This window comes from Pseudonocardia sp. Ae505_Ps2 (assembly GCF_001932425.1).
Taxonomy (GTDB): Bacteria; Actinomycetota; Actinomycetes; order Mycobacteriales; family Pseudonocardiaceae; genus Pseudonocardia.
In genome coordinates, this window is the sequence record NZ_MCIP01000001.1 from 4,079,146 (window position 1) to 4,101,278 (window position 22,133).

General features: G+C 74.3%; 20 protein-coding genes, 1 tRNA gene and 2 pseudogenes. 15 read left to right on the plus strand and 8 right to left on the minus strand.

The features are described from left to right. A pseudogene (locus tag Ae505Ps2_RS33560) lies at window positions 1–122 on the minus strand (IS5/IS1182 family transposase); the annotation flags it as partial. A gap of 190 nt (window positions 123–312) precedes the next feature. Between Ae505Ps2_RS33560 and Ae505Ps2_RS19455 the strand changes: the two are divergent. Continuing rightward, window positions 313–1,089: an alpha/beta hydrolase gene (locus tag Ae505Ps2_RS19455; RefSeq protein WP_212567649.1), complete on the plus strand. Its 777-nt coding sequence runs from the start codon at window positions 313–315 to the stop codon at window positions 1,087–1,089. A gap of 60 nt (window positions 1,090–1,149) precedes the next feature. Here the strand turns inward: Ae505Ps2_RS19455 and Ae505Ps2_RS19460 are convergent. Continuing rightward, window positions 1,150–2,610 (minus strand): annotated as a pseudogene (locus Ae505Ps2_RS19460) (RNA polymerase sigma factor); the annotation flags it as partial. A 230-nt stretch (window positions 2,611–2,840) separates the two neighbouring features. Between Ae505Ps2_RS19460 and Ae505Ps2_RS19465 the strand changes: the two are divergent. Next, window positions 2,841–3,671, plus strand: coding sequence for an inositol monophosphatase family protein (locus tag Ae505Ps2_RS19465; RefSeq protein WP_075334219.1), 831 nt, complete (start codon window positions 2,841–2,843; stop codon window positions 3,669–3,671). Window positions 3,672–3,689: 18 nt separating this feature from the next. Here the strand turns inward: Ae505Ps2_RS19465 and cei are convergent, their stop codons facing one another. Continuing rightward, window positions 3,690–4,319: an envelope integrity protein Cei gene (gene cei, locus Ae505Ps2_RS19470; protein WP_075305789.1), complete on the minus strand. Its 630-nt coding sequence runs from the start codon at window positions 4,317–4,319 to the stop codon at window positions 3,690–3,692. Beyond that, window positions 4,319–5,404: a phosphotransferase family protein gene (locus tag Ae505Ps2_RS19475; protein WP_075305790.1), complete on the minus strand. Its 1,086-nt coding sequence runs from the start codon at window positions 5,402–5,404 to the stop codon at window positions 4,319–4,321. The genes cei and Ae505Ps2_RS19475 overlap by 1 nt, the downstream gene beginning before the upstream one ends. Before the next feature lie 314 nt (window positions 5,405–5,718). Here Ae505Ps2_RS19475 and Ae505Ps2_RS19480 point away from each other — a divergent pair, with 314 nt between their 5' ends. Beyond that, window positions 5,719–6,021, plus strand: coding sequence for a DUF4193 domain-containing protein (locus Ae505Ps2_RS19480; RefSeq protein WP_020626973.1), 303 nt, complete (start codon window positions 5,719–5,721; stop codon window positions 6,019–6,021). A gap of 146 nt (window positions 6,022–6,167) precedes the next feature. On the opposite strand, the gene Ae505Ps2_RS19485 is transcribed toward Ae505Ps2_RS19480, so the two are convergent. Further along, entirely contained in the window at window positions 6,168–6,671 is a 504-nt protein-coding gene (locus tag Ae505Ps2_RS19485) for a DUF3093 domain-containing protein (protein ID WP_075305791.1), read from the minus strand. A 25-nt stretch (window positions 6,672–6,696) separates the two neighbouring features. On the opposite strand from Ae505Ps2_RS19485, the gene dut reads away from it, so the two are divergent. The 4 genes from dut (at window position 6,697) to Ae505Ps2_RS19505 (ending at window position 12,168) form a co-directional block, all read left to right on the plus strand. Further along, complete coding sequence (dut, locus tag Ae505Ps2_RS19490) at window positions 6,697–7,212, plus strand: dUTP diphosphatase (RefSeq protein WP_083696037.1); 516 nt, start codon at window positions 6,697–6,699, stop codon at window positions 7,210–7,212. Next, window positions 7,213–10,725 carry a DUF3710 domain-containing protein gene (locus tag Ae505Ps2_RS19495; RefSeq protein WP_139320193.1) on the plus strand — a complete coding sequence of 1,171 codons (3,513 nt, stop codon included), beginning with the start codon at window positions 7,213–7,215 and terminating at the stop codon, window positions 10,723–10,725. Window positions 10,726–10,974: 249 nt separating this feature from the next. After that, window positions 10,975–11,352, plus strand: coding sequence for an OB-fold nucleic acid binding domain-containing protein (locus Ae505Ps2_RS19500; RefSeq protein ID WP_020622832.1), 378 nt, complete (start codon window positions 10,975–10,977; stop codon window positions 11,350–11,352). Window positions 11,353–11,400: 48 nt separating this feature from the next. Continuing rightward, window positions 11,401–12,168 (plus strand): DUF3159 domain-containing protein, encoded by a 768-nt coding sequence (locus Ae505Ps2_RS19505; protein WP_020622833.1) that lies wholly within the window; start codon window positions 11,401–11,403, stop codon window positions 12,166–12,168. Window positions 12,169–12,228: 60 nt separating this feature from the next. On the opposite strand, the gene Ae505Ps2_RS19510 is transcribed toward Ae505Ps2_RS19505, so the two are convergent. Together Ae505Ps2_RS19510 and Ae505Ps2_RS19515 are read right to left on the minus strand one after the other, a co-directional pair. Further along, entirely contained in the window at window positions 12,229–12,882 is a 654-nt protein-coding gene (locus Ae505Ps2_RS19510) for a TrkA family potassium uptake protein (RefSeq protein WP_020622834.1), read from the minus strand. Then, window positions 12,882–13,544, minus strand: coding sequence for an NAD-binding protein (locus Ae505Ps2_RS19515; protein ID WP_020622835.1), 663 nt, complete (start codon window positions 13,542–13,544; stop codon window positions 12,882–12,884). Before Ae505Ps2_RS19515 ends, Ae505Ps2_RS19510 begins: the two co-directional genes overlap by 1 nt. Window positions 13,545–13,685: 141 nt before the next feature. Between Ae505Ps2_RS19515 and Ae505Ps2_RS19520 the strand changes: the two genes are divergently transcribed. The 5 genes from Ae505Ps2_RS19520 to Ae505Ps2_RS19540 all read left to right on the plus strand — a co-directional run bounded on the left by Ae505Ps2_RS19520 (window position 13,686) and on the right by Ae505Ps2_RS19540 (window position 18,123). Next, the gene (locus Ae505Ps2_RS19520; protein WP_075553844.1) at window positions 13,686–15,767 is read left to right on the plus strand and encodes an APC family permease; all 2,082 of its coding nucleotides are present in this window, start codon (window positions 13,686–13,688) and stop codon (window positions 15,765–15,767) included. A gap of 32 nt (window positions 15,768–15,799) precedes the next feature. Continuing rightward, a complete protein-coding gene (locus Ae505Ps2_RS19525; RefSeq protein WP_043277099.1) occupies window positions 15,800–16,960 on the plus strand; it encodes a class I SAM-dependent RNA methyltransferase in 1,161 nt (386 codons plus the stop codon). Continuing rightward, window positions 16,957–17,667, plus strand: coding sequence for a metallophosphoesterase (locus Ae505Ps2_RS19530; RefSeq protein WP_075305797.1), 711 nt, complete (start codon window positions 16,957–16,959; stop codon window positions 17,665–17,667). Before Ae505Ps2_RS19525 ends, Ae505Ps2_RS19530 begins: the two co-directional genes overlap by 4 nt. A 73-nt stretch (window positions 17,668–17,740) precedes the next feature. After that, window positions 17,741–17,817 (plus strand) — tRNA-Leu (locus Ae505Ps2_RS19535). A gap of 39 nt (window positions 17,818–17,856) precedes the next feature. Further along, window positions 17,857–18,123 carry a hypothetical protein gene (locus Ae505Ps2_RS19540; protein WP_075305799.1) on the plus strand — a complete coding sequence of 89 codons (267 nt, stop codon included), beginning with the start codon at window positions 17,857–17,859 and terminating at the stop codon, window positions 18,121–18,123. Between the two features lie 36 nt (window positions 18,124–18,159). Here the strand turns inward: Ae505Ps2_RS19540 and Ae505Ps2_RS19545 are convergent, their stop codons facing one another. Continuing rightward, window positions 18,160–18,984, minus strand: a complete 825-nt coding sequence (locus Ae505Ps2_RS19545) for a transposase family protein (RefSeq protein ID WP_075553845.1) — start codon at window positions 18,982–18,984, stop codon at window positions 18,160–18,162. A gap of 90 nt (window positions 18,985–19,074) precedes the next feature. On the opposite strand from Ae505Ps2_RS19545, the gene Ae505Ps2_RS31315 reads away from it, so the two are divergent. From Ae505Ps2_RS31315 to Ae505Ps2_RS19560, 3 genes are all read left to right on the plus strand, one after another. Further along, complete coding sequence (locus Ae505Ps2_RS31315) at window positions 19,075–19,617, plus strand: helix-turn-helix domain-containing protein (protein WP_139318698.1); 543 nt, start codon at window positions 19,075–19,077, stop codon at window positions 19,615–19,617. Window positions 19,618–19,774: 157 nt separating this feature from the next. Then, on the plus strand, window positions 19,775–20,407 hold the full coding sequence (locus Ae505Ps2_RS19555) for a response regulator (RefSeq protein ID WP_075305803.1): 633 nt from the start codon (window positions 19,775–19,777) through the stop codon (window positions 20,405–20,407). Window positions 20,408–20,759: 352 nt separating this feature from the next. Continuing rightward, on the plus strand, window positions 20,760–22,085 hold the full coding sequence (locus Ae505Ps2_RS19560) for an ABC transporter substrate-binding protein (protein ID WP_075553846.1): 1,326 nt from the start codon (window positions 20,760–20,762) through the stop codon (window positions 22,083–22,085). Window positions 22,086–22,133: the final 48 nt, after the last annotated feature.

A 22,133-nucleotide genomic window follows, 5' to 3' on the forward strand; every position in this document is an offset into this window, starting at 1 on the left:
GGGGTCAACGCCCGCCGCCGGGTGCCACGTCGACGGCGTTGAAGGACCAGGAGCCGCGCCAGATAGGCCACGGTGCGCTCCCCGATCGGGAGGACAGCGGTGTAGGTGACAGGATCAGACATGCAGGACCTCGGTGACGGTGTCGATCTGTGCTGGACCGAACCGATCTACCGGGGTCCTGCCCCGTTCCCGCTCATCTCACCACCCTCGGCGTGTCGCCACGACCTGCCACCCCGCTACTGAGAACACCTCACTCTGTCGCCGTCCTCGGCCGGACACCTGCCGGTCAACGGCCTGGATCTGTACCACGAGGTGTACGGCGAGCTCGGGACCTCACCCCCGCTGCTCCTGCTGCCGGGCGCGTTCATGGCCACCGGCTCGATGGCGGCGTGGGTGGCCGGGTTCGCCGCCGACCGCACCGTCGTCGTCGCCGACATGCAGGGCCAGGGCCGGACCCCGGACGCGCCCCGTGCGCTGTCCTACGAGCAGTTCGCCGACGACGCCGCGGCGCTGCTCCGCGGCCTGGGCGTCGATCGGGCGGACGTGCTGGGCTACTCCCAGGGCGGTGGCGTGGCGCTGCAGCTCGCGCTCCGGCACCCGGACCTCGTCGGCAAGCTCGTCGTGATGGCCGCGACGTTCCGCCGCGACGGCTGGTACCCCGCCGTGCACTCCGCCGTCACGGGGATGGACGTGACGGTGCTGTCCGGCACGCCCGTCGAGACGGCGTTCCTGGAGCACACTCCGGACCCTGCCGCGTTCGCGGCGTGGGTGGAGAAGGTGAAGGTGCTCAACGCCGAGGACCAGCAGATCGACGACGCCCGGATGCGCGGCATCACCGCCCGCTCCATGGTGATCGTCGGGGACGCCGACGGCGTGCGACCCGAGCACGCGGTGGAGATGTTCCGGCTGCTCGGCGGCGGCAACGAACGGGCCGCCGCGACCGGGATGCTGCAGGAGGTCCCCCGGGCACGCCTGGTGGTGCTGCCCGCGACGTCGCACATCGGGCTGGTGGGGGAGACGGCGACCCTCGTGCCGGCGATCAGCGCGTTCCTCGACGACGCCGTGGCCCCCACCCCGACCCTGTTCTGACCGGACGACGAGGGCCCCGCCGGATGCTCCGGCGGGGCCCTCGTCGTGGAACGGTGGTGCTCAGTCCAGGTAGTCGCGCAGCACCTGGGACCGCGACGGGTGCCGCAGCTTCGACATCGTCTTCGACTCGATCTGGCGGATCCGCTCGCGGGTCACGCCGTAGACCTGGCCGATCTCGTCGAGGGTGCGCGGCTGGCCGTCGGTGAGACCGAAGCGCAGCCGGACGACGCCCGCCTCGCGCTCGGACAGCGTCGCCAGCACCGACTGCAGCTGGTCCTGCAGGAGGGTGAAGCTCACCGCGTCGACCGCGACGACCGCCTCGGAGTCCTCGATGAAGTCACCGAGCTGCGAGTCGCCCTCGTCGCCGATGGTCTGGTCCAGGGAGATGGGTTCCCGGGCGTACTGCTGGATCTCCAGCACCTTCTCCGGGGTGATGTCCATCTCCTTGGCGAGCTCCTCGGGAGTGGGCTCGCGCCCGAGATCCTGGAGCAGCTCACGCTGTATGCGGCCGAGCTTGTTGATGACCTCCACCATGTGCACCGGGATGCGGATGGTGCGGGCCTGGTCGGCCATCGCGCGGGTGATGGCCTGCCGGATCCACCACGTCGCGTAGGTCGAGAACTTGTAGCCCTTGGTGTAGTCGAACTTCTCGACCGCACGGATGAGGCCGAGGTTGCCCTCCTGGATCAGGTCCAGGAACGCCATGCCGCGGCCGGTGTAGCGCTTGGCCAGCGAGACCACGAGCCGGAGGTTCGCCTCGAGCAGGTGGTTCTTGGCGCGCTCGCCGTCCCGCACGATCCAGCGCAGGTCGCGCCGCATCTGCGGGGACAGCTTCTCGTTCGACTCGAAGACCTTGCGGATGCGCTCGGCGCCGTAGAGGCCGGCCTCGATGCGCTTCGCGAGCTCGACCTCCTCCTCGGCGTTGAGGAGCGCGACCTTGCCGATCTGCTTCAGGTACGCGCGGACCGAGTCGGCCGAGGCGGTGAGCTCGGCGTCCTTGCGCGCCTGGCGCAGGGCCTCGGACTCCTCCTCGTCCCAGACGAAGTCGGCCGACTTCTGCTGCGACGCCCGGGTGGTCGGCGCCACCCGGTTCTTGCCGGTGTTGGTCTCGTCCTCGGAGTCGTCGTCATCGTCGTCGTCGGACGAGTCGTCGGCGGTCTCCTCCTTCGCCGCCGCCTCGATGTCGGCCTCGACGTCCGAGGCGTCGATCTCGCCGTCCTCGAGGACGACCTCCTCGCCGTCGGCGTCCGGCTCGTCGCCGTCGGCCTTCTTGGTGGAGGCCTTCTTCGTGGCGGGCTTGCGCGGGCCGGTCTTCGGCGCGGCCTTGGTCGCCGTGCCACCCGCCGCGGCGGGCTTGCGGGTGCGTGCGGCCGGCTTCTTCACCGTGCCGGTCGCCGCCGACGCGGTGCTCGTGGTGCCGGAAGTACGGCGGCTGCGGGATGCGGTACCCGACGTCGGTTCGACGGTCGAGTCGCTGCGTGCTGCGGAGTCTGCGGCTGCCACCTGGGCCCTCTCGCTACGTGCGCTGGAGTCGTTACGCGGCCCGGTCGCGGCGCGCTCGTCGGGGGAGACGAGGCCACGACGGCCGGGATGTCCTGTCCTGCCACCGTCTCGGTCGCCGGCGTCGATGGTGGTCGCCGCGCGTCCCGGAGACGGGGTGTGCGTTCCATTGTAACTGCGTACCGGCCGGGGGGACGCACCTCACGCCGCCCCGCGCGTCCCGGCGGCTCCGCACGTGGTCGGATGGGGTGGTGAGCCCGCACGAGAGCAGCGATCCCGCCACCCTGCGCGCCGTCGCCGAGCAGGTCGCGGCCGAGGCCGCGGAGCACCTGCGCGGCCTGCCCGCCCCGCACGACGACGGCGTCACGACGAAGTCCTCGCCGACCGACGTCGTCACCGCCTCCGACGCCTCGGTGGAGCGGTTCGTCCGCGACCGGCTCGCGCAGCTGCGCCCCGGTGAGTCGGTGTACGGCGAGGAGGGCGCCGGCGACCCGGCTGTCGCGCGCTGGGTGGTCGACCCGATCGACGGCACCGTCAACTACCTCTACGGCCTGCCCTGGTACGGGATCTCGATCGCCGCCGTCGTCGACGGGGAGGGCGTGGCCGGTGCGGTGTCCGAGCCCGCCTCCGGGCGGCTCTGGTCGGCCGGACGCGGTCTCGGCGCGACCCTCGACGGGCGTCCGCTGTGGGCCGCGGCGACCACCGAACTCGGCCAGTCCCTGGTCGGCACCGGGTTCGCCTACCGCGCCGAACGGCGCGCCCGGCAGGCCGGGATGGTCGCGGCGATGCTCCCCGAGGTCCGCGACGTCCGGCGGGCCGGCGCGGCGTCGCTGGACCTGTGCGCCGTCGCGGCCGGCTGGCTCGACGGCTACCTCGAGCACGGCTGCAACTGGTGGGACTGGGCGGCCGGTGCGCTCATCGCGACCGAGGCCGGTGCCGTGGTGCACGTCTCGGGCAGCCCGGGCGTCCACGGCCTCGACGACGGCGACGCCCTGGGCGCCGACGTCACGCTCGCCGCCGCGCCCGGAGTCGCCGCCGCCCTCGCGGAACTGGCCCGCCGCAGCGGCGCCGACACCGTCTGAGCCGCCGGGGCGCTCCGCTCAGCAGGTCGCCGCGCGGGCCTGGGCCAGCAGGCCCGGGTCGGCCCGCGGACCGCCCTCGGTACCCGGCGCGGACAGCTGGTCCAGCACGTCGCGGGCCGCACGGCCCGGTGCGACGTCGGTGAACGCCGACCCGACGACGACGTCGACCACCGCCCCCTGACGATCGTCGCGGATCAGCTCGACGCAGGGCAGCGCCAGCGCGAGCGTCGACGCGGACGCCGCGCCGTCCGGGCCGAACCGCATCTGCCCGATGCAGTCCAGGTCGCCCTGCGGGAACGCGGGGTCGTTGCCCGGGGTCCCGGCCTCGCCGAACTGCAGGTCCTTGAGCTCGGCGGACACCAGGTTCGCCTGCCCGCGCTGACCGCCGGCGTTGAGGACGTGGAAGCGGACGTCGTCCGGGGCGGCCGGGGCGACCGAGGCCAGCTCGGCCCGGTCGATCTCGGTTCCGGCCAGGGCCCCCGACGACGGGGCCGGGCAGTTCGTCGACGCCGAGCCGTCCGAGGCGGTGCCGAGCACGACCGCCCACGTGGCGACGGCCAGCACGGCCAGCAACGCGGTGGTCACCAGGATCGGACGGGCCCGGCGCCGCTCGTAGGGGCGGTCGGTGCGGGTGCGGCCGGCCGGCATCAGATCGACCCTCCGTCCAGGACGTGGTGGCCCAGCGCGACGAGCGGGCCGACCGACCCGTCGAGGCCGTCGGCCATCTCCGCCGGCACCGACCCGGCCCGGGCCCGCGCCAGGATCCCCGCGAGCACGACGGCCAGCTTGAACGCGCCGAACCCGACGTACCAGGGCAGCGGTCCGGCGTCGAGGCCGGTGCGCGCGGTGTAGCCCTCGACGAGCTCGCGCCGCGTCGGGAAGCCGGGCAGGCCGGTCGGGCTCGCCAGCGGCTGGGCGGAGGACCAGACGGTGGCGTCGCCGTCCTGCTTCCAGTAGACGAGCAGCAGCCCGAGGTCGGCCAGCGGGTCGCCGAGGGTGGACATCTCCCAGTCCAGGACCGCGCGGATGCGGCCGGGGTCCCCGGCGTCGAAGACGCAGTTGTCGAGCCGGTAGTCGCCGTGCACCACGGTGTGGCGCTGCGCGGCCGGCACGTCGGCGGCCAGCCGCTCGGAGAGCCGGGTGAGCTCGGACTCGACCTCCGCGTCCACCGGGACGGGGTCGTCGCCGTCGCGGGCGGCTGCCCACTGCGTGCCCCAGCGCCGGATCTGGCGCTCCATGAAGCCCTCCGGGCGACCGAAGTCGCCCAGGCCCGCCGCGGCCGGGTCGACGGCGTGCAGCGCGGCCAGCACGTCCACCAGCTCCTCGCCCGCGGCGCGGCGCTGCTGCTCCGTGGCCGCCCAGCCCTCGGGCAGGTCGTCGAGCGGCACGACGCCGTCGACGAGCTCCATCACGAAGCAGGGGGCGCCGAGCACGTCGCCGTCGTCGGCGGCCAGCACCGCGGGGACGGGCACGGCGCTCGGCCCCAGCGCGGAGATCACCCGCTGCTCGCGGCCCATGTCGTGGGCGGTCGCGGCGACCTCGCCGACCGGCGGGCGACGCAGCACGACCGCCCCGGCGGGGGAGGAGACCCGGTAGGTCAGGTTGGACCGCCCGGCGCCGATCGGGGTGAGCCGCGCCTCGCGCCACCGTTCGTCGCCGAGGGCCGTGGACAGCCACGCGCCGACGGTGGCGGGGTCGGCACCGGGCGTGGGGGTGCGGGCGCTCGTCGTCACACCGGGCGACACTAGTGCGCCCGGCGGCGGTGGCGTCGGGGCGACACCCGGCATCATCGGGGGACTCGCTGCGACGCTCCGCGGACGCTGGGCTACCCTCCCCGCCGCCGGTGACGGATCGGCCGCGACAGGACTCACGACGGACGAGCCACCCGGTCCACCGGGCCAGGTGAGACCGGCGTCACTCATGGGGCCGGGCACAAACCCGCTCCCCGCGACGTTCTCCAGCGGCACGCGACGACCAACCGATGCGAAGTACCGCTGCTCGTGGGCCGGAATCGAGCAGCTCGGACGTAAGGCAAGGGTGAGACCTGATGGCGACCGACTACGACGCCCCGCGTCGCAATGAGGCCGACGAGATGGCCGAGGACTCGCTCGACGAGCTCAAGCAGCGCCGCAACGAGGCGCAGTCCGCGGTCGTCGACGTCGAGGAGACCGACACCGCGGAGAGCTACGAGCTCCCGGGCGCGGACCTGTCGGGCGAGGAACTGACGGTGAACGTCCTGCCGAAGCAGGCGGACGAGTTCACCTGTGCGAGCTGCTTCCTGGTGCACCACCGGAGCCGGCTCGCCAGCTCCTCGGGCGGACAGTTCCTCTGCCGCGACTGTGCCGCTTGATCGGGCAAGCCTGATCGGGCAGGCCTGACCGGGCGGGCCCGGCAGGGCCCGTCCGACGGGAGGACCACGACGGGGCCCCGGCGATCTCGCCGGGGCCCCGTCGTTTCTGCGCGTGGTTTCTGCGCGTGTCGGCGCTGTCAGTGCTGTCAGCGCTGCTGTTGCTGGGGGTGCGGCGCCTCGGCGGCGATCGCCGCCCGCAGCTCGTCGGGACGGCGCGTGCTGAGCACCCAGTAGGGCTCGTCGCGGCCGATCACCTGGACCCGTACCAGCGGCCCCACCCACGCCCGGTGCAGGACGTAGGCCTGCGGGTCGAGATCGGGGCCCATCGCCTGCTGCTTGTCGGCCCGCGCGACGGTGTCGGTGACGCCCGCCGCGGACAGCGGCAGCTCGCGGCCGTTCGAGACGAGCACGCCGTCGCGGACGGTGACGCGGCTGCGGCCCATCCACCACAGGACACCGACGCACAGCGGCACCATCGTCAGGTAGCCCAGCCACGCCCGCAGGCCGGGATAGCCCATGTGGATCTGCGCGCCCATCAGGACACCGAGCCCGACGGCGAGCAGGTACCACCACACCGGGACGGACAACCGCTCGTCGAACGCAGCAGGGCCAGCCGTCGCAGAGTCGGTCTCCGGATCCCGTTCGCTCACGAGGCCCAGGGTAGCGTCGCCCGCCGTGCCCGGTTCCGTGCCCGCTCCCCCGGACCAGCCGCCGGCAGCAGCGTCCGTCGACGTCCTGCTGACGCGGCTCGACCCCGACGTCCCCCCGCCCGCGTACGCGCGGCCCGGCGACGCCGGGGCCGACCTCGTGACGACCACCGACGTGGTCCTCCAGCCGGGGCGCCGGGCGCTCGTCGGGACCGGGGTGGCGATCGCGCTGCCCGAGGGCTACGCCGGGTTCGTGCACCCCCGGTCCGGCCTCGCGGCGCGGTGCGGGCTCTCGATCGTCAACGCACCCGGCACGATCGACGCCGGGTACCGCGGCGAGATCAAGGTCTGCCTGGTCAACACCGACCCGGACACGCCGGTGAAGCTGCACCGGGGGGACCGCATCGCGCAGCTGGTGGTGCAACGGGTCGAGACGGCCCGGTTCGTGGAGGTCACCGCGCTGCCCGCGTCGGTACGCGGCGCCGCCGGTCACGGCTCGACCGGCGGGAACGCCGCGCTCGTCGCCGGGGGAGGGGACCAGTAGATGCCCGGACGCACACGCGGTCGGATGTTCGACATCCGTCCGGAGGACGGGATCGAGGACACCGGGACAGGTGCCTACCCGGGCTATCCCGGCTACGGCGACTCCGACGTCGACGACTACGCCGACCACTACGCCGCGCAGGACGCCCGCCGCGGGGCGCCGCCGGCGAACGGCGTGGCCCCGCGCAACGGCTCCGGACCCGGTGCGCCGAACGGCAGGCCGCCCGCGCCGGGGCGCAACGGTTCCGCCCCCGCCACCGGCTCCCGCCCGGTGCCACCCGGCCCGCGGACCGGCGGCGCCGTCCCCGCACCCGCCGGCCCCGCCGCGGCGACGACGGCGGTGCGCGCGGTCGGCCGGGACACCACCGGCCGTGCCCCGGCCCCGGGCGCCTCCGGGCGCCTGCCCGCACCCGCACCCGCGGGGTACGACGACCGGGTCGCACCCGACGGCCGCTGGGACGACGAGGAGCCCCCGCTGCTGTCGCACCGCGTCGAGGACGACGAGCTCGCCTACGCCCGCGACCGCACCCCGCAGGGCTTCGACGGCGGCGACCCCGACGACCCGTCCTGGGGCCGGCGCCCGTCCCGGCCCGCCGGCGACGACCTCGACGACGAGCACGACGCCGAGTACGTCGGTGACCACGACGCCGAGTACGACGACGAGGCCGAGTACGACGCCGAGTACGACGAGGACGAGTACGGCGTCGGTGACGCCCCGCTGTCGGTCCCGCCGCCCGGCAGCGGCGGCCGCCCGCTGGGGCCGGCCGACGTCGAGGAGCTCGACCCGTCGATGACCGACGCGCTCGCCCGCGTCGACCTCGGTGCCCTGCAGGTCCCGGTGCCCTACGGTGCCGAGCTGAAGCTGGAGCCCGCCGGCGCCGAGCGTCCCCAGGCGGTGCACCTGCTGCTGGCCGAGGGCCGGATCGCGGTGAGTGCGCTCGCCGCGCCGCGGTCGTCCGGGCTGTGGGCGGACCTGTCCGCGGAGATCGAGCAGTCCCTGCGCACCGGCGGTGCCCGGGTCCGCAACGCCCGCGGCGACTGGGGCCGCGAGCTCCACGCCCGCACCGAGAACGCCGCATCGGTGTTCGTCGGCTGCGACGGCCCGCGCTGGATGGTCTACGGCGTGGCGACGGCGTCGCTGGAGACCGTCGAGGCCCTCGACGTGGAGCTCCGGCGCGTGCTGCGGGGGATCATCGTCGTCCGCGGGAAATCGCCGTACCCGCCGCGGACAGTCCTGCCCCTGGAGCTGCCCGAGCACCTGCGCGAGCGGCAGCCCGAGGCCGCGCCGCAGAAGCCCAGCATCACCGTGTCCGTCCCGGCCCCCGCCGGGGAGACGGGCGCGACCCCGGCGCCGTCCGGCCCCACGACCGGCGCCCGCCCGGTGCCGGCCGCCGCCTCCGCGGAACCGGCGACGCCGGTCGAGCCCGCCCGCCCGGCCCGCCCGCGCCGTACCGCGCCCGCCGCGGCGTCGGCGTCCGGGGTCCCGGCCGCGCGGCCCCCCGCGGGGCCGGTGGGCCCCCGCCCGTCCACCGACGACGCCGACTCGCGCACCCGCGCGCTGCCGCAGGTCCGCCGCCCCGCCGCGGCGGCCCCGGCCGATCCGGCCGCGGCGCGCACGCCGCTCGCCCCGGACGTGCGCACCGACGAGTCGCCCGCCGAGCGCACCGCGCTGACCGACGGTCCGCTGGTCGCCCCCGGGCCCGAGGCACGGCCCGGTCGCCGACGCGGGCGCCCGGCCCGGCCCGACCGGACCGGCGCGAACCGGCTCGGCGGCGCCCCGGCCGGTGCCACGACGTCCGCTGCCACACCGTCCGCTGCCACGCCCCTCGCCGCCCCACAGCCCGGGGGCATCCCCGGCAGTGCGACCCCGACCGGCGCGATCCCGACCGCGGGCGGCGTCGCCCCCGCGGCCGGGCCGGGCCGGGCCGGTCCCGACACCGGCGTGGGCCCGCTGCCCGGGCGCGGGTCGATCCACGCCCCGGCTCCGCTGCACGCCCCGGCTCCGCTGCACGCCCCGGCTCCGCTGCACGCGCCGGACCCGGCGCCGAGCGCGGTCGCCCCGCTCCGGGCCCCGGAGCCCGAATCGGCGGAGCCCCCGGCCCGCCGCGACCCGGCAGTGACCGCGCTGTCGGCCGCCGACCTGCTCGCCGGCGTCGAGGACGACCGGTCCGCGACCCCGCTCACCGGCTTCGGCCGGGGCGCGTCGGCCGGCGACATCCTGGACCGCAGCACCCCCGTCCCGGCCTCGGCCCTCGACCCCGGCACCGTGCTCGACGGCCCCGCGCTCGGGGACACCGCGCTCGGCGGCCCTGCGCTCGGGGACACCGCGCTCGACGGTACGGCGTTCGACGGCCGCACCGCCCTGGATCCCGGCACCGCTCCCGACGGCTCTGCCGACACCGCTGCCGACGGCTCTGTCGACGCTGCCGATGGCGCCGCCCACGGCCGGGACCCGTTCGGCACCCCGACCGCCTCCGGTGCCACGGCGGGGTCGACCCGGCCCGGCACCGGTGGGGCGGCGCGCCGCTCCCGGCGCGACCGCGCCGCCGACGCCGCCCGCGTCGACGCCGCGGACCTGCTCGCCGCGCGCACGCGGGACACCCCGGCCGGGCCGCCGGAGCCTGCGTCGCCGCCGACGGGGGCCATCGAGGACATCCCGTTGTCGGACGTGCCGCTCATGGAGGCCACGCTCGACCGGCTCCCGGCCCCGACCGAGCCCGCCGCACCGGCGTCCACCCGTCGTCGGCGGGGTGCCCGGCCCACCGCGGACGCGCCCGGCCACACGGCGCCCACCGACCCCACCCCGGACGACGACGGCTGGCTGTCCGCCGAGATCGCCGCCAGCCGCCGGTCCGGTCGGCACGGCGCCGGTGCGGGCACCTCGGTGGCGGACCTGCTCGCCGCCGTCGCCCTCGACGCCCCTGCAGGCGGTGGACGCCGCCGCGAACCCGGCGACGCGCCCTCCACGGGGAGCGGCACCGCCGGGAGCGACACCGCAGGTCCCGCGCCCACCGGCTCCACGTCGCGCGGCGTGGACCACGACCCGGCCCCGGCCGCGTACCCGGCGTCGCCGGGCCCGGGCGGGGACGATCTGTTCCGGGCCGCGGCCGATGCGGACCGCCCCTGGCACGGAGGCGGTCCCACCTCGGCCGACGAGGCACGCAGTGCCCTGCAGGACCTGCTGCGCAGCGCGTCGGCCGACCGCGGGCCGCACGCCGACGGACCGGGTGCCGACCGCACCAACGGGCACGGCGGTGTCACCGGGCTGGCGGACTACCGCGCGAGCCGGGCCGCCGCCGGACGGGCCGCGGCCCGCACCGACGACCCCGCGCCCGCGGACCCGGCCCGCACCGCGGGCGAGCGCACCGACGGCACCGACGACACCGAGGACGCCTCCGGCGGGCTCGACGCCGGGCGGGCAGCGGGCGGGTCCGGGCTCACCGGCCAGTGGCCCTCCGGTCGGCGCGCGGGCGGCACCGGTCCCCGCGACCTCGGACGGCACCGGCGGGACTGAGCGGCAGCGGGATGGGCACGGGTGTCCGGTACGCCCGGCCCGCACCCGCCCGTCGACCACCGGGCGCGGCCCGCGAGCCGGTCGCCGGGGCGGTGACCGGGAGGTCGGGGCCGCCGCGGGCACAAACCGGGGCATCCGCGCGTTACGCTCTCGGCGCCACCACGACACCCTGTCGTGTTGCCGCGCGAGTGCGGGTCACCGGAGGGTCCGGTGACCCCGGGCCGGTACCGGACACGGCCGAGGAGAGACATGGGCAGCACGGATGGCGGAGCGTTCCGCCGGATGCTCCGCAAACTCACCAGCGATGTCGACGAACTCGACGCGCGCGACCTCGCCGAGGACGTCGAGGAGACCGGTGCACGACCGGCCCGCGACTGTGCCTGCGGCGAAGAGGTCACGATGCTCGGCCGGATCCGCAGCGTCGACCTCTGTCCACAGAGTGCCGACGCCACCCTGAAGGCCGAGCTGTTCGACGGGACCGACGGCGTCACCCTGGTCTGGATGGGCCGGCGCAGCATCCCCGGTATCGAGGCCGGACGCACCATGCGGGTCCGTGGCCGGATCTCGGTCCGCGACGGCCGCAAGGTGCTCTACAACCCGTACTACGAGATCTGCCAGGCGCAGTGACCCGCGGGACCCTCGCGGCCTGCTCCTGAGCCGACGGATCGGACCGGCTTGAACGACCACCACCACGACGCCCCGACCACCCGGATCCCGCGTGTCACCGACGTCGACCCGCAGGACCGGACCGCGCCCCTCGGCCGGCCGGTGACGGCACCGGCGCACGCCGCCGCACCGGAACCGGACCGGACCGGGGGACCGGCGGAGTCCACCCCGGAGGCGCCCACCCCGACCCTGCTGGAACAGATGGGCGGGGTGACCGGGATCGTCGCCTCGACCATCCCGGTCGTGGTGTTCGTCCTCGTCAACATCCTGGCCGACCTGACGACCGCGCTGTACGCGGCCGTCGGAGCCGGTGTGCTGGTGCTGGTCTGGCGTCTGGTCCGTCGTGACCCGGTCATGCCCGCGATCTCCGGTCTGCTCGGGGTCGGGGTGTGTGCGCTCGTCGCGAGCCGGACCGGGGAGGCCCGCGGGTTCTACCTGCCCGGTCTGCTCTACAGCGGCGCCCTGGGCGTCGTCGCGCTGGTGTCGATCATCGCCCGCTGGCCGCTGGCCGGGGTGATCTGGCACGGCATCAACGGACACGGCACCGAGTGGCGCGCAGACCCCCACCTGGTCCGCGCCTACGGCTGGGCCACCGCGGTGTGGGCGGGGACCTTCCTCGCGAAGGTCGTCGTGCAGGGCGGGCTGTACCTCGCCGACTCCGAGACCTGGTTGGGTGTCGCGCGGCTCGCGATGGGCTACCCGCTCACCGGGGTCGCGATCCTGGCCACGATCCTCATCGTGCGCCGCGCCGAGCGCGCCCGCCCCGCGACCGCCTGAGCGGCACCGGCACGCGGGACACTCCGGGTGCCGGTCCCCGGCGGGGTGGGAGAGGCGGGGTCACAGGAGAGCGGCGCGGATGTCCTCCTCGACCGCCGTCGTCGCCACGAACAGCAGCTCGTCGCCGCCCTCCAGCGCGTCGTCGGGCTGCGGCACGATGACCCGGCCGCCGCGCAGGATCGTCACCAGCGCCGAGTCCGTCGGCAGCTCCAGCACCCGCACCGGCCGCCCGGCCAGCGGGGTGTCCTCGGGCAGCGTCACCTCGACGAGGTTCGCCTGCCCCTGACGCAGCGTCAGCAGCCGCACCAGGTCCCCGACGGCGACGGCCTCCTCGACCAGCGCCGCCAGCAGCCGCGGCGTCGACACCGCGACGTCGACGCCCCAGTTCTCCCCGAACAGCCACTCGTTGCGCGGGTCGTTCACCCTGGCCACCACCCGGCGGACCCCGAACTCGGTCTTCGCCAGCAGCGACACCACCAGGTTGACCTTGTCGTCGCCGGTCGCGGCGATCACGACGTCGCAGCCCTCGATGCCGGCGTCCTCCAGCGACGACAGCTCGCAGGCGTCGGCGTGCACCCACTCGGCCTCGGGGACCGAGTTCGGGTCGATGTGGGTCAGCTCGCGCTCGATCAGCATGACCCGGTGGTCGGACTCGACCAGCTCCAGCGCGATGGACCGCCCGACGGCGCCCGCACCCGCGATCGCGACCCGCATCAGTCCTCCTCGGGCGGCGCCGCGGCGGCCGCCGTCACGTCGCTGACCGTGCCCGAGACCGCCGCCACGTAGACGGTGTCCTCGTGCTGCACGGTGGTGTCCTTGGTCGGCAGCACCCCGGTGCCGAACCGCACGATGAACGCGACCCGCGAGCTCGTCGCCCGCTCCAGGTCGCGGATCGGGCGCCCCACCCAGTTCTCGTGCAGCGGCAGCGGCAGGACGGCCACGGTGCCGGTGGGCTCGCGCCAGGCGGTGGCGACGCCGTCGGGCAGCAGCATGCGCAGCAGCCGGTCGGTCGTCCACGGGACGGTCGCGACCGTCGGGATGCCGAGGCGCTCGTACACCGCGGCGCGCTTGGCGTCGTAGATCCGGGCGACGACCTTGCCGACGCCGTAGCTCTCGCGCGCCACGCGGGCGGCGATGATGTTGGAGTTGTCCCCGGAGGAGACGGCGGCGAACGCGTCGGCGGACTCCAGCCCCGCCTCGTCGAGCACGCTGCGGTGGAAGCCGAAGCCGACCACCTGGCGCCCGCGGAAGTCCGGGCCGAGCCGGCGGAAGGCCTGCGGGTCGCGGTCGATCACCGCGACCTCGTGGCCGAGCCGTTCCAGGCCCGAGGCCAGGGACGCGCCGACGCGGCCACATCCCATGATCACGACGTGCATGGCGTCTGGGGTCCTTCCGCCGGGTCGGGAGGCCCGGGATGTACGGTTCGTTCCTTCTGTACCGACGGCGACGGGGACGCCGACGACGCGCGGTGAACGCTATCGCGAAGCGGATCGGACCGGGGGCATAGGCTGCGCCCCGTGTCCAAGCTCGCCGTCGCTCTCAAGCGGCTCGTGGTCGGACGACCGCAGCGCAGCGACCGCCTGACCAGCACCCTGCTCCCGAAGCGGATCGCCCTCCCCGTGTTCGCCTCCGACGCCATGTCGTCGGTCGCCTACGCGCCGGAGGAGATCTTCCTGACCCTGTCGGTCGCCGGCGTCGCCTCCTACGCGATGTCGCCGTGGATCGGTCTCGCCGTCGTCGTCGTGCTGCTCACGGTCGTCGCCAGCTACCGGCAGAACGTCCACGCCTACCCCTCCGGCGGGGGTGACTACGAGGTCGCGACGGTCAACCTCGGCAAGAACGCCGGACTGACCGTCGCCAGCGCGCTGCTCGTCGACTACACCCTCACCGTCGCCGTCTCGATCTCCGCGGCCGCGGCCAACATCGGCGCGCTGGTGCCGTTCGTCGCCGAGCACAAGGTGCTGTTCGCCGTCTCGGCCATCGCCGTGCTCACCGCGATCAACCTGCGCGGCATCCGCGAGTCCGGCGCCGCCTTCGCGGTCCCGGTCTACGCCTTCGTCCTCGGCGTCGCGACGATGATCCTCTGGGGGCTGACCCGGGTGCTGATCCTCGGCGACCCCGTGCGCGCCGAGAGCGCCGACCTGCACCTGGTCGCGGAGGGCGACGCGTTCACCGGCCTCGCCCTGGTGCTGCTCGTGCTGCGCAGCTTCACCCAGGGCGCGGCCGCGCTGACCGGCGTCGAGGCGATCTCGAACGGCGTGCCGGCCTTCCGCAAGCCGAAGTCGAAGAACGCGGCCACCACGCTGCTGCTGCTCGGGGCGATGTCGGTGTCGCTGTTCATGGGGCTGATCGCGCTGGCCCAGCTGACTGGCGTCCAGATCGCCGAGGACCCGGCGCGCCAGTTCCCCGACGCCCCGCCCGGCTACGAGCAGCACACCATGATCGCCCAGCTCGCCGACGCGGTCTTCGACAACTTCCCGCCGGGCTACTTCTTCGTCATCGTGATGACGGCGCTGATCCTGGTCCTGGCCGCGAACACCGCGTTCAACGGCTTCCCGGTGCTCGGCTCGATCCTGTCCCAGGACCGCTACCTGCCCCGCCAGCTGCACACCCGCGGCGACCGGCTCGCGTTCTCCAACGGCATCGTCGCGCTCGCGCTGTTCGCGATCCTGCTGGTCGTCGGCTTCCAGGCCGAGGTCACCCGGCTCATCCCGCTCTACACCGTCGGCGTGTTCGTGTCGTTCACGCTGTCCCAGGCCGGCATGGTCCGGCACTGGAACCGGGAGCTCGCGCTGGGGCCGCCGGTGTCCGAGCGCCGCCGGATCCGTCGCGCTCAGTCGATCAACGGGTTCGGCGCCTGCATGACCGGCGTCGTGCTGATCACGGTGCTGATCACCAAGTTCACCCTCGGCGCCTGGATCGCGATCGTCGCGATGGGCGGGTTCTTCGTGCTCATGCGGCTGATCCAGCTGCACTACGACCGGGTCGCGGCCGCACTCGTCGCCGACGAGACCGACGACGTGCTGCCCTCGCGCAACCACGCCGTCGTGCTCGTCTCCACGCTGCACAAGCCGACGCTGCGGGCGCTGGCCTACGCCCGCGCGACCCGCCCGGACATCCTCGAGGCGGTCACGGTCAACGTCGACGACTCCGAGACCAAGAAGCTCGTCGAGCAGTGGCACAAGCGGAACCTCTCGGTCCCGCTGAAGGTCGTCGAGTCGCCCTACCGGGAGATCACCCGGCCCGTGCTGGACTACGTCAAGCGGATCCGCAGCGACTCCCCGCGCAACGTCGTGACCGTCTACATCCCGGAGTACGTCGTCGGGCACTGGTGGGAGCAGGTGCTGCACAACCAGAGCGCACTGCGGCTCAAGACGAGGCTGCTGTTCCAGCCGGGGGTGATGGTGACCAGCGTGCCGTGGCAGCTGCCGTCGTCCTCGCGCACGCGGGCGCTGTCGCCGCTGCAGGCGCCGGGGGCGTCCCGTCGCGGCTACCCGGGCACGGAGCAGCTGCCCGGCGAACTCCGCGACGGCGCGGGCGTCCGCACCGGTGGCGGCACCTCGCCCGCACCCCGTGTCCCGAAGGAGGAGGACCGGTGAACGCCGAGACGGCGACCGACTGGACCGACCGGATGCTGGAGCTGCGGGTCGGCCCCGTCGCGCACGGCGGACACTGCGTGGCCCGCGACGGTGACGGTGGCCGGGTCGTGTTCGTCCGGCACGCGCTGCCCGGTGAGCTGGTCCGTGCCGTGGTCACCGACGACCCGGGTGGGGCGTTCTGCCGCGCCGACGCCGTCGCCGTGCTGGAGGCGTCCCCGGACCGGGTCGAGCCCGCGTGCCCGTGGGCGGGGCCCGGCGGCTGCGGTGGCTGCGACTTCCAGCACACCGACCACGCCACCCAGCGCGTCCTGAAGACGACCGTCCTGCGCGAGCAGCTGGAGCGTCTCGGCGCCGGGGCCGCGGTCGTCGCCACCGCCGACCTCGCCGCGGTGGAGGTCGAGGAGCTCCCCGGCGGTCCGTTCGGCTGGCGCACCCGGGTGCGGCTGGCCGTCGACGACGCCGGCGTCCCCGGCCTGCGCGCCCACCGCAGCCACGACGTGTGCGAGATCGGGGACTGCCCGCTCGTCCCGGCGGGCGCGCTGCCCCCGGTGCTGGAGCGCCGCTTCCGGCCCGACTCCGAGCTCGACGTCACCGTCGTCGGCGACGGGGCGGCCCGGGTCGGCTCCGGCGCCACCGTGACCGCGGCGGGCCGCACCTGGGAGCTGTCGGCCGGCACGTTCTGGCAGGTCCACCCGGCGCTGCCGGACACCCTCGCGTCGGTCGTACGCGACTGGGCCGACGCCCCCGTGGGCGGTGTCGCCTGGGACCTCTACGGCGGCGTCGGGCTGCTCGGCTCGGTCCTCGCCGGCCAGGTGGGGGAGTCCGGGACCGTGCTGGTCGTCGAGTCCGCCGCGTCCGCGGTCGCCGACGGCGCCGCCGCGCTGGCCGACCTGCCGCAGGTCCAGTTCGTGCGGGGCCGCGCCGAGCGCGAGATCGCCCGGCTCCGGCCCGACCCCGACGTCGTGGTCACCGACCCGCCGCGGGCCGGGCTCGGGAAGGCCGCGGTGCGCGACCTGGCCGCCCGCGGCCCGCGGCGGATCGTGCACATCGCCTGCGACCCGGCCGCGCTGGCCCGGGACCTGTCCCTGTTCGCCACCGCCGGGTACCGCACCGCCGCGCTGCGGGCGTTCGACGCGTTCCCGATGACCCACCACATGGAGGCGGCCGCCCTGCTGGAGCGGATCCCGCGGTGACCACCGTCGTCCAGCTCTCGGACCTGCACCTCGGGCGTCCGGATCCGGAGGGCCGGGCCGCCCGCGCCGTCGCCGGGGTCCGGGCGCTGGATCCGGCGCCGGACGTCGTGGTCGTGACCGGGGACCTCGCCGACCACGGCGACCCCGCGGCCTACGCCGGGGCCGCCGCCCTGCTGGCCGGGCTCGACGCGCTGCACGTGCCCGGCAACCACGACGACCGCACCGCGATGGCCGCCGCCGTCGGCCCGGTGGGGGACCGGCTGCACCGCACCGGCGGCTGCACGGTGGCGCTGCTGGACACCCTGGTCCCCGGTGCGCCGCACGGTGCGCTGTCCGAGGGCGCCGTCGCCCTGCTCACCGAGGCCGTCCGGGACCCTGCGCCGCTGCTGGTCGCCCTGCACCACCCGCCGGTCGCGCTCGGGCACCCCGTGCTCGACGGGATGCGGCTGCGCGACCCCGGCCCGCTGGAGATGCTGCTCGCCGCCCGGTCCGACCCGACGCTGGTGGTGTGCGGGCACGTCCACACCCCGCTGGCGACGACGTTCGCCGGGCACCCGCTCGTCGTCGCCCCGTCGGTGGCGCCCGCCCTGCGCTGGCCGGACGTGCCCGGTGCCGGAGGCTCCGACCCGGTCCCGGCGCCGGGTGGGGTGCTGCACGTGCTCGGTGACGGGCCGCCGCGCAGCCGGTTCCTGAACTGGCCGGTGTGAGGCGGGTCGGATGTCGCGGGGGACTCGGAACCCGCTAAGCTCGCTTCAGAACTGAATACGCCGAAAGTAGCAAGCCCTCGTAGTCCAATCGGCAGAGACGATGCACTCAAAATGCATACAGTGTGGGTTCGAATCCCACCGAGGGCACCATTGTCCGGAATTGTCGGTGGCGCGTGCGACGGTTTCCGCATGCACCCGCCACACGTCGTCGACAGGGCCCGGTCGCTGTATCGCGGCGGCATGCCGGTTCGGTCGGTGGCCGCGGCCGTCGGCGTCCCCGAGCGGACCGTGCGCCACTGGTGCACCGGGACCCGTCGCACGGGGGACCCGCGGCGGACCCGGGCCCGCTGCTTCCGCTGCGCCCCCGGTATCGACGTCCCCGTCGCCGACTACGCCTATCTGCTCGGCATGTACCTCGGTGACGGACACCTCACCGCTGCGCAGCGCACCCACTGAGGTGTTCTCAGTGAGGTGTTCTCAGTAGCGGGTTGATCATGTCGTGCGGTCGTACTCGGTGTGGAGTAGTACGAGCGCAGCTGCGGTGATCGCGCCGGTGCGCCAGGGACATAGCGTGACTCGCCGCAACGCGGCGAAGGTGGTCTTGAGCAGGGCGTTTCCGCGTTCGGCCAGAGCACGAAGGGCTGAGTGCAGGGTGTTGACGGTGCGCTGGTTGACCGTCTGCCCGCGGCCGGGGGCGAGTTTGATGGGCACGGTGAGCCGGTCGGCTTCGCCTTCGTAGCCGAGGTCGCCCAGCGCGGCGTGGGTGTCGTCGGTGAACGCGGCCAGGCCCTCGAGCAGCCCGGGGTGGGTACGGGCGCAGCGGGTGTCGTGCTCGCGGCCCGGCCGCACGTCGCTGGTCCATAGCGGCCATCCATCAGGTGCGGTGAGGACCTGGATGTTCCCGCCGTGGCGGCGGTGCTTGCCCGACCACCACAGGTCGTCCCCGGGGGTGAGGCCGAGCGCGCGGCACCGGTCGGTGGCGATCAGGGTGCCGTCGAGATTCACGTGGGTGTGCCCGGCTGTGCGGGCGGCGAGCAGGGCTCCGTGCAGGCCGGGTGCGGCCGCGGCGAGGACGTCGATGCCTTCGTGCAGGTAACGGTAGGCCGTTGCAGTGCTGATCGCGTTGTCACCGGCCGAACATCGGACCCGGGTAGCATCACAGAACCAGCGGATCACCAGCACTGCCTGGGCGAACGGGGTCAACGCCCGCCGCCGGGTGCCACGTCGACGGCGTTGAAGGACCAGGAGCCGCGCCAGATAGGCCACGGTGCGCTCCCCGATCGGGAGGACAGCGGTGTAGGTGACAGGATCAGACATGCAGGACCTCGGTGACGGTGTCGATCTGTGCTGGACCGAACCGATCTACCGGGGTCCTGCCCCGTTCCCGCTCATCTCACCACCCTCGGCGTGTCGCCACGACCTGCCACCCCGCTACTGAGAACACCTCACTGTCTCTGGATCTACTGCGGCGACGACTGGCCCGGCATCATCGACGACGTCCGGGCCGCCACCGCGGCGGTCCTCCCGGGCGCCTCGGTCTCGACGACACCCAGGGCCGGGTCCACGGCGGTGAAATGCTTCTCGCGGCACTGGACCTGCCTGTTCCCCCAGCACGGCCCCGGAATGAAGCACACCCGCCCGATCCGACTCGAACCGTGGCAGCGCGCCGTCGTCGACACCCGTCCCGACCGCTTCCTGCGTGGCCTGTTCCATTCCGACGGCTGTCGCACCACGAACCGGGTCCGCGCCGTCCTCGCCGACGGTTCGGTACGTGAGTACTCCTACCCGCGCTGGTTCTTCGACAACACCTCCGAGGACATCATGCGGCTCGCCGAGGGGGCGCTCGACCTGCTGGGGATCGCGCACCGCCGGGCCCGGCGCACGTGTCTGTCGGTGGCCAGGGCCGACGCCGTCGCCGAGCTCGACGCCGCGATCGGACCGAAGACATGATCGGGTCGCACCTGCCCGATCGGACGGGTAACGCGGTCGACCGGGCGTGTTTCCGCACACGAAAGGCCGAAGTGGCTCGGCTGCTGCCCCGGACCGCCGGTAGCGTTGGCCGTCCGGACACCCCGGACACCCCACCGACCGATGAAGGAGTTCTCCGGTGACCGACAACGTTCCCGCAGAGACGCCGGCCGAGGACGGCCCGCAGCCCGGGTGGCGGGTGCTGGTCGTCGAGGACGAGGCCCTGATCCGGATGGACCTGGCCGAGATGCTCTCCGAGGAGGGCTACCGCATCGCAGGTGAGGCCGGCGACGGCGAGGCCGCCATCACCCAGGCCCGCGAGCTGAAGCCCGACCTGGTGATCATGGACGTCAAGATGCCCAAGAAGGACGGCATCGAGGCGGCGTCGACCATCGTCGAGGAGAAGATCGCGCCGGTCGTCATGCTGACCGCGTTCAGCCAGCGCGAGCTGATCGAGCGCGCCCGCGACGCCGGCGCCATGGCCTACCTGGTCAAGCCGTTCGCCCGGCACGAGCTGGTCCCGGCCATCGAGCTCGCCGTCTCCCGGTTCGCCGAGAAGAAGGCGCTCGAGGACGAGGTCGCGAGCCTGAACGAGCGCTTCGAGACCCGCAAGGTCGTCGACCGGGCCAAGGGCCTGCTCATGACCGCGCAGAAGATGTCCGAGCCCGAGGCCTTCCGCTGGATCCAGCGGACCGCCATGGACCGCCGCACCACGATGAAGGCCGTGGCCGCGGCCGTCGTCGAGGGACTCGCCCCGGCGAAGACCTCCTGAGGCCCGGCGGCGGTCGACCACCGCCGCCCGGCACCGTCGCACCGGCCCCGTCGCGCACCGCGCGACGGGGCCGTCGTCGTGCGTGCGGGCTCCCCGGCGCGGGCCCCGGTCCGGCCAGGACCGTCGTACGCCACGGGGTGTCGTTCCCCGTTTCGATGCACCACGACACGGTTCAGGTAACCGAAAGTGCCCGTCCGGGCACCCGAAAAGATCCACTTGTGTCACGCTGGTGTCGCCGCATCACATTCCTGTCACGAGTGGTGATGATGTCCCTTCTCCTGGTTCGGGCGTACTACTTTTCCGCCATCCTCCCGCGCTGCTTCGGGCGGGCGGAGAACCGAAGGGGACTCGAATGACGCGAACGACGTGGCGACTCGCCGCCCTTGCCGGGGCGGCGTCGCTGGTACTGGCCGGATGCGGTGGTGGTGGGGACACCGGTTCCGGCGGGGCCACCGGCGGCTCCGAGGAGCCTGCCGCCGCGGGGCCGGCATGCACCCCGCCGCAGGCCCAGGCGACCGGCAACCCGAGCACCGCGCCGCTGAAGATCGGCTCCCTGCTGCCGGAGACCGGCAGCCTGGCGTTCCTCGGCCCGCCCGAGTTCGCGGGGGTCGACGTGGCGGTCAAGGAGATCAACGGCGCCGGGGGAGTCCTCGGCAACCCGATCCAGCACCTGCGCGGTGACTCGGGCGACGACACCACCGACATCGCGAACCAGACCGTCGACCGGCAGCTCGGCGCCGGCACGCAGGTCATCGTCGGCGCGGTCGCGTCGGGCGTGTCCAAGCTGGTGATCGACAAGATCACCGGTGCCGGCGTGGTGCAGTTCTCGCCCGCCAACACCTCCGACGAGTTCACCTGCTGGCAGGACCGCGGACTGTACTTCCGGACGGCACCGCCGGACGTCCTGCAGGGCCAGGCACTCGCCCAGCTGATCACCTCCGACGGTGGCCAGCGGGTGGCGCTGCTCGCCCGGAACGACCCGTACGGGTCCGGTCTGGCCGACAGCACCGAGCGCAACCTGGTCTCGGCCGGCATTCCGCAGGACCAGATCACGAAGATCATCTACGACCCGAACGCCGCATCGTTCAACCCGGAGATCGACCAGGTCGCGCAGTTCAACCCGGATGCGATCGCGGTGATCGGCTTCGACGAGTCCAAGCGGATCCTGAGCCGGATGAGCGAGGTCCAGATCGGCCCGGCCCAGAAGTCCGTCTACGGCACCGACGGCAACATGGGCAACGCCCTGGGCGAGGGTCTGCCCGCCGGACTGCTGAACGGCATGAAGGGCACACTGCCCCTCACCGAGCTGTCCGGTGACTTCCGGCAGCGGCTCACCGCGCAGGACCCGAGCCTGACCGACTTCAACTACGCGGCCGAGTCCTACGACGCCGTGGTGGTCTCGGCGCTGGCCGCCGAGGCCGCGAAGTCGACCAACGGCGCGGACATCGCGACCCAGATCATCGGGATCACCAAGGACGGCGAGAAGTGCACCACCTTCGCCGCCTGCAAGGCGATCCTCGACCGGGGCGGTGACGTCGACTACGACGGCGCCACCGGCACGCTCGACTTCACCGCTGCGGGTGAGCCGGGCTCCGGTTCGTACGGTGTCCAGACCTTCGACGGTCAGAACAAGATCTCGGACAACGTCACCTACGTCCGGGTCGGCGCCCAGAGCTGATCCGCGGCACGACGGGCGAGGGGCGGACCGGCAACGGTCCGCCCCTCG

What these genes read in the sequence shown, in the direction of transcription:
- cei (WP_075305789.1), bottom strand. Translation starts at nt 4,319, where the DNA reads ATGCCGGCCGGCCGCACCCGCACCGACCGCCCCTACGAGCGGCGCCGG.
- Ae505Ps2_RS19480 (WP_020626973.1), top strand. Translation starts at nt 5,719, where the DNA reads ATGGCGACCGACTACGACGCCCCGCGTCGCAATGAGGCCGACGAGATG.
- Ae505Ps2_RS19495 (WP_139320193.1), top strand. Translation starts at nt 7,213, where the DNA reads ATGCCCGGACGCACACGCGGTCGGATGTTCGACATCCGTCCGGAGGAC.
- Ae505Ps2_RS19500 (WP_020622832.1), top strand. Translation starts at nt 10,975, where the DNA reads ATGGGCAGCACGGATGGCGGAGCGTTCCGCCGGATGCTCCGCAAACTC.
- Ae505Ps2_RS19510 (WP_020622834.1), bottom strand. Translation starts at nt 12,882, where the DNA reads ATGCGGGTCGCGATCGCGGGTGCGGGCGCCGTCGGGCGGTCCATCGCG.
- Ae505Ps2_RS19515 (WP_020622835.1), bottom strand. Translation starts at nt 13,544, where the DNA reads ATGCACGTCGTGATCATGGGATGTGGCCGCGTCGGCGCGTCCCTGGCC.
- Ae505Ps2_RS19525 (WP_043277099.1), top strand. Translation starts at nt 15,800, where the DNA reads ATGCTGGAGCTGCGGGTCGGCCCCGTCGCGCACGGCGGACACTGCGTG.
- Ae505Ps2_RS19540 (WP_075305799.1), top strand. Translation starts at nt 17,857, where the DNA reads ATGCACCCGCCACACGTCGTCGACAGGGCCCGGTCGCTGTATCGCGGC.
- Ae505Ps2_RS19545 (WP_075553845.1), bottom strand. Translation starts at nt 18,984, where the DNA reads ATGTCTGATCCTGTCACCTACACCGCTGTCCTCCCGATCGGGGAGCGC.
- Ae505Ps2_RS19560 (WP_075553846.1), top strand. Translation starts at nt 20,760, where the DNA reads ATGACGCGAACGACGTGGCGACTCGCCGCCCTTGCCGGGGCGGCGTCG.